9 protein-coding genes are annotated in these 6,255 nt (G+C 62.1%); 4 read left to right on the top strand and 5 right to left on the bottom strand.

From position 1 onward, the window contains the following. Positions 1-612 (top strand): autotransporter domain-containing protein (locus tag EN906_RS19235; RefSeq protein ID WP_127375307.1); only part of this gene is annotated, 612 nt, incomplete at its 5' end. A gap of 78 nt (positions 613-690) precedes the next feature. On the opposite strand, the gene EN906_RS37335 is transcribed toward EN906_RS19235, so the two are convergent. Then, positions 691-864 carry a hypothetical protein gene (locus EN906_RS37335; RefSeq protein WP_164751160.1) on the bottom strand — a complete coding sequence of 58 codons (174 nt, stop codon included), beginning with the start codon at positions 862-864 and terminating at the stop codon, positions 691-693. A 227-nt stretch (positions 865-1,091) separates the two neighbouring features. Here EN906_RS37335 and EN906_RS37330 point away from each other — a divergent pair, with 227 nt between their 5' ends. Together EN906_RS37330 and EN906_RS19225 are read left to right on the top strand one after the other, a co-directional pair. Beyond that, complete coding sequence (locus tag EN906_RS37330) at positions 1,092-1,727, top strand: hypothetical protein (RefSeq protein ID WP_164748827.1); 636 nt, start codon at positions 1,092-1,094, stop codon at positions 1,725-1,727. 305 nt (positions 1,728-2,032) lie between these two features. Then, positions 2,033-2,728, top strand: a complete 696-nt coding sequence (locus EN906_RS19225; protein WP_127269986.1) for a DUF1013 domain-containing protein — start codon at positions 2,033-2,035, stop codon at positions 2,726-2,728. Positions 2,729-2,789: 61 nt separating this feature from the next. Here the strand turns inward: EN906_RS19225 and EN906_RS19220 are convergent, their stop codons facing one another. From EN906_RS19220 to EN906_RS19205, 4 genes are all read right to left on the bottom strand, one after another. Beyond that, on the bottom strand, positions 2,790-3,509 hold the full coding sequence (locus EN906_RS19220) for a YafY family protein (RefSeq protein WP_013529238.1): 720 nt from the start codon (positions 3,507-3,509) through the stop codon (positions 2,790-2,792). A 128-nt stretch (positions 3,510-3,637) separates the two neighbouring features. Then, positions 3,638-4,045, bottom strand: coding sequence for a hypothetical protein (locus EN906_RS19215; RefSeq protein WP_127271751.1), 408 nt, complete (start codon positions 4,043-4,045; stop codon positions 3,638-3,640). A gap of 72 nt (positions 4,046-4,117) precedes the next feature. Beyond that, positions 4,118-4,708, bottom strand: a complete 591-nt coding sequence (locus EN906_RS19210; protein ID WP_127271753.1) for a DJ-1/PfpI family protein — start codon at positions 4,706-4,708, stop codon at positions 4,118-4,120. Between the two features lie 84 nt (positions 4,709-4,792). Further along, positions 4,793-4,960, bottom strand: coding sequence for a hypothetical protein (locus tag EN906_RS19205; RefSeq protein WP_013529241.1), 168 nt, complete (start codon positions 4,958-4,960; stop codon positions 4,793-4,795). A gap of 312 nt (positions 4,961-5,272) precedes the next feature. Here EN906_RS19205 and EN906_RS19200 point away from each other — a divergent pair, with 312 nt between their 5' ends. Next, positions 5,273-6,220 carry a ring-cleaving dioxygenase gene (locus EN906_RS19200; RefSeq protein ID WP_127375306.1) on the top strand — a complete coding sequence of 316 codons (948 nt, stop codon included), beginning with the start codon at positions 5,273-5,275 and terminating at the stop codon, positions 6,218-6,220. The last annotated feature ends 35 nt before the right edge of the window (positions 6,221-6,255 follow it).

Here is a 6,255-nt window from a genome sequence, read left to right as displayed (position 1 = left end):
CACCTCGGCCTCTCTGGCGGCACCAACTGGGGCGCCATCGCTTTCCGCACCGGCGCTGCCTACTCCTGGAGCAGTCTTTCGACCAAACGCTCGGTTGCTTTCAACGGCTTCACGGATGGGTTGTCGGCCGACTACGATGCCGGCACCGCGCAGGTCTTCGGCGAACTCGCCTACAAGGCCGATGCCGGACAATTCAGGTTCGAACCGTTCGCCAACCTGGCCTATGTCAGCGTCCATACCGACGGCTTCACCGAAGACGGTGGCGATGCGGCACTGACCAGCGCCGGTACGTCCACCGATGCGACCTTCACCACGCTCGGCCTGCGCGGTTCCTCGGACTTCGCGTTTGGCGGCATGAACGTCACCGCGCGCGGCATGCTCGGCTGGCGTCATGCCTTCGGCGATGTCACGCCGACCTCCAGCTTCGCCTTCGCCGGCGGCGACGCCTTCACCATCGCCGGCGTGCCGATCGCCAGGGACAGCGCGGTCGTCGAGGCTGGGCTCGACTTCAACATGTCGGCCAACGCGACGCTGGGCCTGGCCTATACCGGCCAATTCGGCGGCGGCACGGTCGACCAGGGCGCAAAGGTCGATCTCGCCGTGAAGTTCTGACGGCAACAGGTGGCGAGCAGCAAAAGCGCACCGTCACCACGGTAATGGCAAGAAACTGCTGGAGGTCACATGGTCAGGTCAAAGGTCGATTTCCACACCAAGCATGAAAGCGGTTTTGTCCCAACGCAGGGATGTAAACTGCCATTCGACACGGACCTTCTGGAAGGCGAGGCCAAGGCGCGAGAGAAATTGCTTGGCAAGCAGAATGCTTTCCTTTCCAAGACAAGACGTTCCGCCAAAGACGTCGACCATCTGATCGAAGAGATGGTCGCGTTCGAAAAGATCCGGTCCGGGCACTATTGGCGAGACTATCGGGCGGACCTGATTGCGCGGAACGTGCGATCGGCGGTTGGCAAAACAGGATCCTTGCTCGATCTAGGCAGATTGTCGCAACGACCACGACCAGCACGGTTATGATACCACGCCTCGATATACCGGACCTGGGGCCAGTTCCTTTTGGTCCGGTCGAACGGGGGGAATTGCAGAGGATCGACCTGAACACGGTCGATCGAGGAACCTACTTCGACAAGTGGTTCAACTATAATGGACGGTGGACGCTCACCCAACTCTACGATCATGCCGTGACCGATCCGGTACCGCTCTCGATGGATTTCGTCAGCGCCAACAATCTGGACCCATACGATTCGGATAGCCTGCGCGCCACGAGCGAGACCGGTATCTGGTTCACCTATGTGCCGGACATGGACGGCTACGTGACGGTTTTTTGGCTATCGGACCGCGTGACCTATCGCCTGTTCAGACAATACTATCCTCGCGATGCCGACGGCTGGGCGAATGGTTGGCTCTCGGTGGAAGGAGTTGTCGGCATCTGGACGAACAATTCATTCGCGGGTCGCGACTACGTCGAAATTTCGAGCAGCAACGGCAATGCGCACGACACGCTACAAGCGAGCGGGGTCCTTTTCATCCACAACAGTACATACCCCGTCCAGGCGGGGAAACCGGTCCATGTGCTGATCGGAACGCGGTCGAAAGTCTTTAGTGTCTGCGACGGAACGGGCATCAATTTGGGGGCGGGCGTTGTCGCGCGAATTGATCACCCCATTTCCATCTTCACGCGAGCGGGACTGGAGCCATATTCGCCGTTCTACTGAACCTGGATGACAACTGGCCGCTACCGTTTCGAGGCATTCGACCTGGGGTAGGTGGAGCTGTCGGGCCGATAACCGGCAGGCCGGAAAGCCGACGCGCGATTTTTTGCGCCGTCCGTCGAACAAGGGGCGGTCGCGCTCCGGGCGATCCGGCGGTCTTGAGCGCGCAGCGCACGCGGTGCGGTCTTTGGCTCCAAAAACGTTGCGAAACGACCCGAGAGCGGTTATACAGACCGCGAATTTCCCATTTTGGTGGCTCTAAACCACCGCCCGCGCGGGAACGCGGGCGAACGAGAAGGATTTGTAAAATGGCCAATACGCTGCTGATGCCCAAGGCGACCGCTGTCTGGCTGGTCGACAATACCGCACTTTCCTTCGAGCAGATCGCGCAGTTCTGCGGGCTGCACCCGCTCGAGGTCAAGGCAATCGCCGACGGTGAATCGGCGCAAGGCATCAAGGGCATGGACCCGATCATGACCGGACAGCTGACCCGCGACGAGATCGCCCGTGCCGAGAAGGATTCGAACCAGCGCCTGAAGCTTTCGGATCCCAAGGTGCGGGTGCCTGAATCCAAGCGCAAGGGTCCGCGCTACACGCCGCTGTCGAAGCGCCAGGACCGGCCGAACGCGATTCTGTGGCTGGTGCGCAACCATCCCGAGCTCAAGGACGCGCAGATCTCGCGCCTCGTCGGCACCACCAAGTCCACGATCGAGCAGATCCGTGAGCGCAAGCACTGGAATTCGGCCAATCTACAGCCGATGGACCCGGTGACGCTGGGCCTCGCCTCGCAGATCGACCTCGACATGGAAGTCAATCGCGCCTCGCGCGGCCGCGAACAGGCGCAGCCGGTCGGCGACACGCTGCTGCCGGCGGCCCTGACCGAGCGGCTGGTGCCGGCTCCCGAAAAGCCGAAAGACGAGGATGCCGAACTCGACGCCAATGCCGTGTTCGCCAAGCTCTCGGCCTTGAAGTCGAAGAACACGGACAATGACGACGACGAGTGAGGTTGTCTGACATTCCAAAAAAAAGCCCGCTTCGAGCGGGCTTTTTTATGTGGTCAACAACTCAGCTTCGCGCCGCGCGGTCCGGCGCCATGCCGTAATCCTCGCTGCGCTCCACCGCGCGGTAGAAGTCGGCGAGCTGCTTGCCGCGTTCCGGCTTGAAGATGCGGCCGGCGATGACCACGGAGGCAATGCGATCGATGCGGAAGGCGCGGAAATCGTCGCGCATCTCGCACCAGGCGACCAGGGTCCACACCTTGCCCCAAAACCACAGGCCGAGCGGGCGGATATCGCGGGCTGTGCCGCGGCCGGCCTCGTCGGAATAGTCGATGGTCAGCACCTGGCGTTTTTCGACCGCGCGCTCGATCAGGTCGATCGCCTCGCGGGCAGCGTCGCTGACCACCCACATCGGTGTGTGGATCTCGGTGCGGGCGATGCGGTCTTTCTCGGCATCGGGCAATACGGCGCCGATCTTGACCAGCGCCTCGTCTGCGGCCCTCGCCATGGCGGCACCGCCAAAGGCACGCACCATGCGGGCGCCGGCGACCAGCGCGACGATTTCGTCACGCGTGAACATCAGCGGCGGAAGGTCGAACCCCTCCCTCATCATGTAGCCAACGCCGGCTTCGCCGTCGATCGGCACTCCGGTCGACTGCAAATCGGCAATGTCGCGATAGATGGTTCGCTCGGAAACCTCGAGCCACGTGCCGAGCTTCTGGGCGGTGACCAATCGGCCACCGCGCAGATGCTGCACGATTTGGAAGAGCCTGTCGGCGCGGCGCATCGTATGGTCCCTCGGCGTTGTCTCTATGCATGTCGCCCAAAACTGATGTCCACTTTTGGACGGCACGGCATCGTGTTTTCGCGCATGCCGTTATCCCAAAACCGCAGAACACTTTTGGGCGGCGTGCCTCATGGTTTCAGCCCTTCGCGCTTGCGCTGCGCGGCGACGAACTCCGCGCCGAAGGACAGTTTCTTCGTCGTCGGTGTTTTCGCATCGAGCACGCGCCAGAACGGTGCCACGTCACTCAGCGCCATGCCGCGCTGAAGGTCCTCGTTGGCGGCTTCGGCAACAGTGCGCAGATGATAGCCTATGGTGACCGGGCATGTCACTTCGGCGCCATGCTCGACGGCAAGTGCTGTACGCAGCGCACGCACATCCATGTCGATGCCTTCGGGAATCGAGCGGATGAAATCATCGACCTGGCGCGCCGTCGGCACCAGCATAGGCTGTCCTTCGATGACATCGGCCATCGTGCGCGGCGTCGGCTTCACGCCGTTGATGCCAGGTGTGCTCAGTCTGTCTTTCCAACTCTTCATCGATCGTCCTTTGACGCCAATGCGTGGTGTCCGAAGCTGGCACCATTGCACGGCACTCCTGACAGCATACTGTCAGGAGCCTTCAGCATACTCCTTGGCAAACAGTGTCCGCATCCGCGCGAGATCGCTGCCTCTTTCGGGGTAGAGCGTCTTCAGAAAGGCGAGCGCGAAGGTGCCCGGCGCCGAGCCCGGCGCGGAAACAATTTTGCCGTCGGCTACGGCATGCGGCACATCCTGGTAGTTCTCGGCACCGGCATAACCGGTTTCATGACCCTTGATCCACTCGCGGCCATTGCTGGTATGCTTGGCCTTCTCGAACAGGCCGGCGCGGGCCAGCGCCAGCGTGCCGGCGCAGATGCCGCCGACCACACCGCCGCGCGATGCAATGGCGGCAAGCAGGTTGCCTACATCAGGCTGTGCCTTGCTCGTCCACTGGTCGGAACCAATGATGGCAATGGCATCGAGATCGGCATTCTCGCTGGCGCCTGTTGAGCGATCGGGGATCAGCCGAAAGCCACTAATGCCAGTCACCTGCTTGCCATCAGGCGTCAGCGACATGGCACGGGCGCCGAACCATTCGACCGCCGAGGCCGCCAGCAGCCCATACTCCCAGTCGGCAAAACCTTCGATGAAAAGGAAGCCGATCGTCTTCTGTTCGGGCATAAGCTCGCTCCCATCCTCACGCACCGGACCTGTTATCTGGGCGTTGACGCGCCGACATCCAATCGCCGGGTCGAAAAATTGGCTTTAATTGCCGCGAGGGCCACGATCCGCATACATGTCCGGCCAGCCGATATCCTTGCGAATGTCCGCCGGCAGCGAGTTCATGAACCGCTGAGTGCGGATCTCGTTGCGCATCGTGCGGATCTTGCCGACATAGTGCTGCATGCCGCGCAGAATGGTATAACCGTTCATGGCTAGTCTCCTCTCTCTGTGTAGAGGCACTATCGCATACCCCTCCTGACAGCAGTCTGTCAGGAGGATGGCAGGGCGCGAACAATAGTTCCGGACAGTGCGCGCGCCGCAGGGCAAGGCATCGTTTTTCGCCGCATCGACCGGTATCTCAAGGCAGGTTTGCGGCTTCCGATTGTTCATAGCGACGGCGTAGTTTTCGGCGCCGCTGTTCAGCTTCCGGCGACGGACTGTCGGAATACGAGGCCTTCAGCGGGGTGACCGCAGGTCTGATATGGAGGGAGAAAATTCTTCCCCAACAGCAGGGAGACGACGATGAGCTTGCAACTGACAGGTATCCACCATCTGACCGCCATCACCGCGAACGCGCCCGGCAATCTTCATTTCTACACCAAGGTGCTGGGTCTGCGGCTGGTCAAGAAGACCGTAAACCAGGACGACACCTCGGCCTACCACCTTTTCTATGCCGACGGCGAAGCGACGCCTGGCACCGACCTTACCTTCTTCGACTGGCCGGTCGGCCGCGAGCGGCGCGGCACGCACAGCATCGTGCGGACCAGCCTCAGGGTCGGCAGTCGGGAGAGCCTTGCCTGGTGGAAGCAACACTTGACCGACGAATGCCTGGCAACAGGAGAGATCGCCGACACCGGCGGTTATGCGTCATTGGACTTCGAAGATCCCGAGGGCCAGCGTCTGCGCCTGGTCAGCGATGGCGGCAAGGGCGGCAGCCATCCCTGGGCGCAAAGCCCGGTACCGGTCGAGCACCAGATACGCGGGCTCGGGCCGATCGTCATCAGCGTTCCCGACATCACCAACACCGAGGCGGTGGTGACCAAGGTGATGAACATGCGCAAGGCGCGCGACTATGTGTCGCCGGAGGGGCAGGTTCACGTCTTCGAAATGGGCGAGGGCGGGCCGGCGGCGGAGCTGCATGTCCTGGTGCAGCCGGGACTGGCGCCGGCACGGCAAGGCGCCGGTGCGGTTCACCATGTCGCCTTCAGGGCGCCGGACCAGGAGACGCTGCATCAATGGACGGCGCGGCTGGCCGAATTCCGCCTGCCGTCGAGCGGCGAGGTCGAGCGCTATTACTTCCGCTCGCTCTATTTCCGCGAGCCGAACGGCATCCTGTTCGAGATCGCCACCGACGGGCCGGGCTTCACCGCCGACGAGCCGCTGGAAACACTGGGGGAAAGTCTTGCTCTGCCGCCATTCCTCGAACCGAAGCGCGCTTCGATCGAGGCTGGCCTCAAGCCGCTGAAGTAGATCGTTTGCCAGCCGCAGGCGGGCGCCCCGGTCTG

It is taken from the genome of Mesorhizobium sp. M7A.F.Ca.CA.004.06.1.1 (assembly GCF_003999135.1).
Lineage (GTDB): Bacteria > Pseudomonadota > Alphaproteobacteria > Rhizobiales > Rhizobiaceae > Mesorhizobium.
The sequence above is the reverse complement of the archived record's forward strand: the minus strand, read 5'-3'. Positions and strand labels throughout refer to the sequence as shown.

Excerpts from the sequence above, each read along its gene's own strand:
- EN906_RS19200 (WP_127375306.1), top strand. The coding sequence starts at position 5,273 with ATGAGCTTGCAACTGACAGGTATCCACCATCTGACCGCCATCACCGCG.
- EN906_RS19205 (WP_013529241.1), bottom strand. The coding sequence starts at position 4,960 with ATGAACGGTTATACCATTCTGCGCGGCATGCAGCACTATGTCGGCAAG.
- EN906_RS19215 (WP_127271751.1), bottom strand. The coding sequence starts at position 4,045 with ATGAAGAGTTGGAAAGACAGACTGAGCACACCTGGCATCAACGGCGTG.
- EN906_RS19225 (WP_127269986.1), top strand. The coding sequence starts at position 2,033 with ATGGCCAATACGCTGCTGATGCCCAAGGCGACCGCTGTCTGGCTGGTC.
- EN906_RS19210 (WP_127271753.1), bottom strand. The coding sequence starts at position 4,708 with ATGCCCGAACAGAAGACGATCGGCTTCCTTTTCATCGAAGGTTTTGCC.
- EN906_RS37335 (WP_164751160.1), bottom strand. The coding sequence starts at position 864 with ATGGTCGACGTCTTTGGCGGAACGTCTTGTCTTGGAAAGGAAAGCATT.
- EN906_RS19220 (WP_013529238.1), bottom strand. The coding sequence starts at position 3,509 with ATGCGCCGCGCCGACAGGCTCTTCCAAATCGTGCAGCATCTGCGCGGT.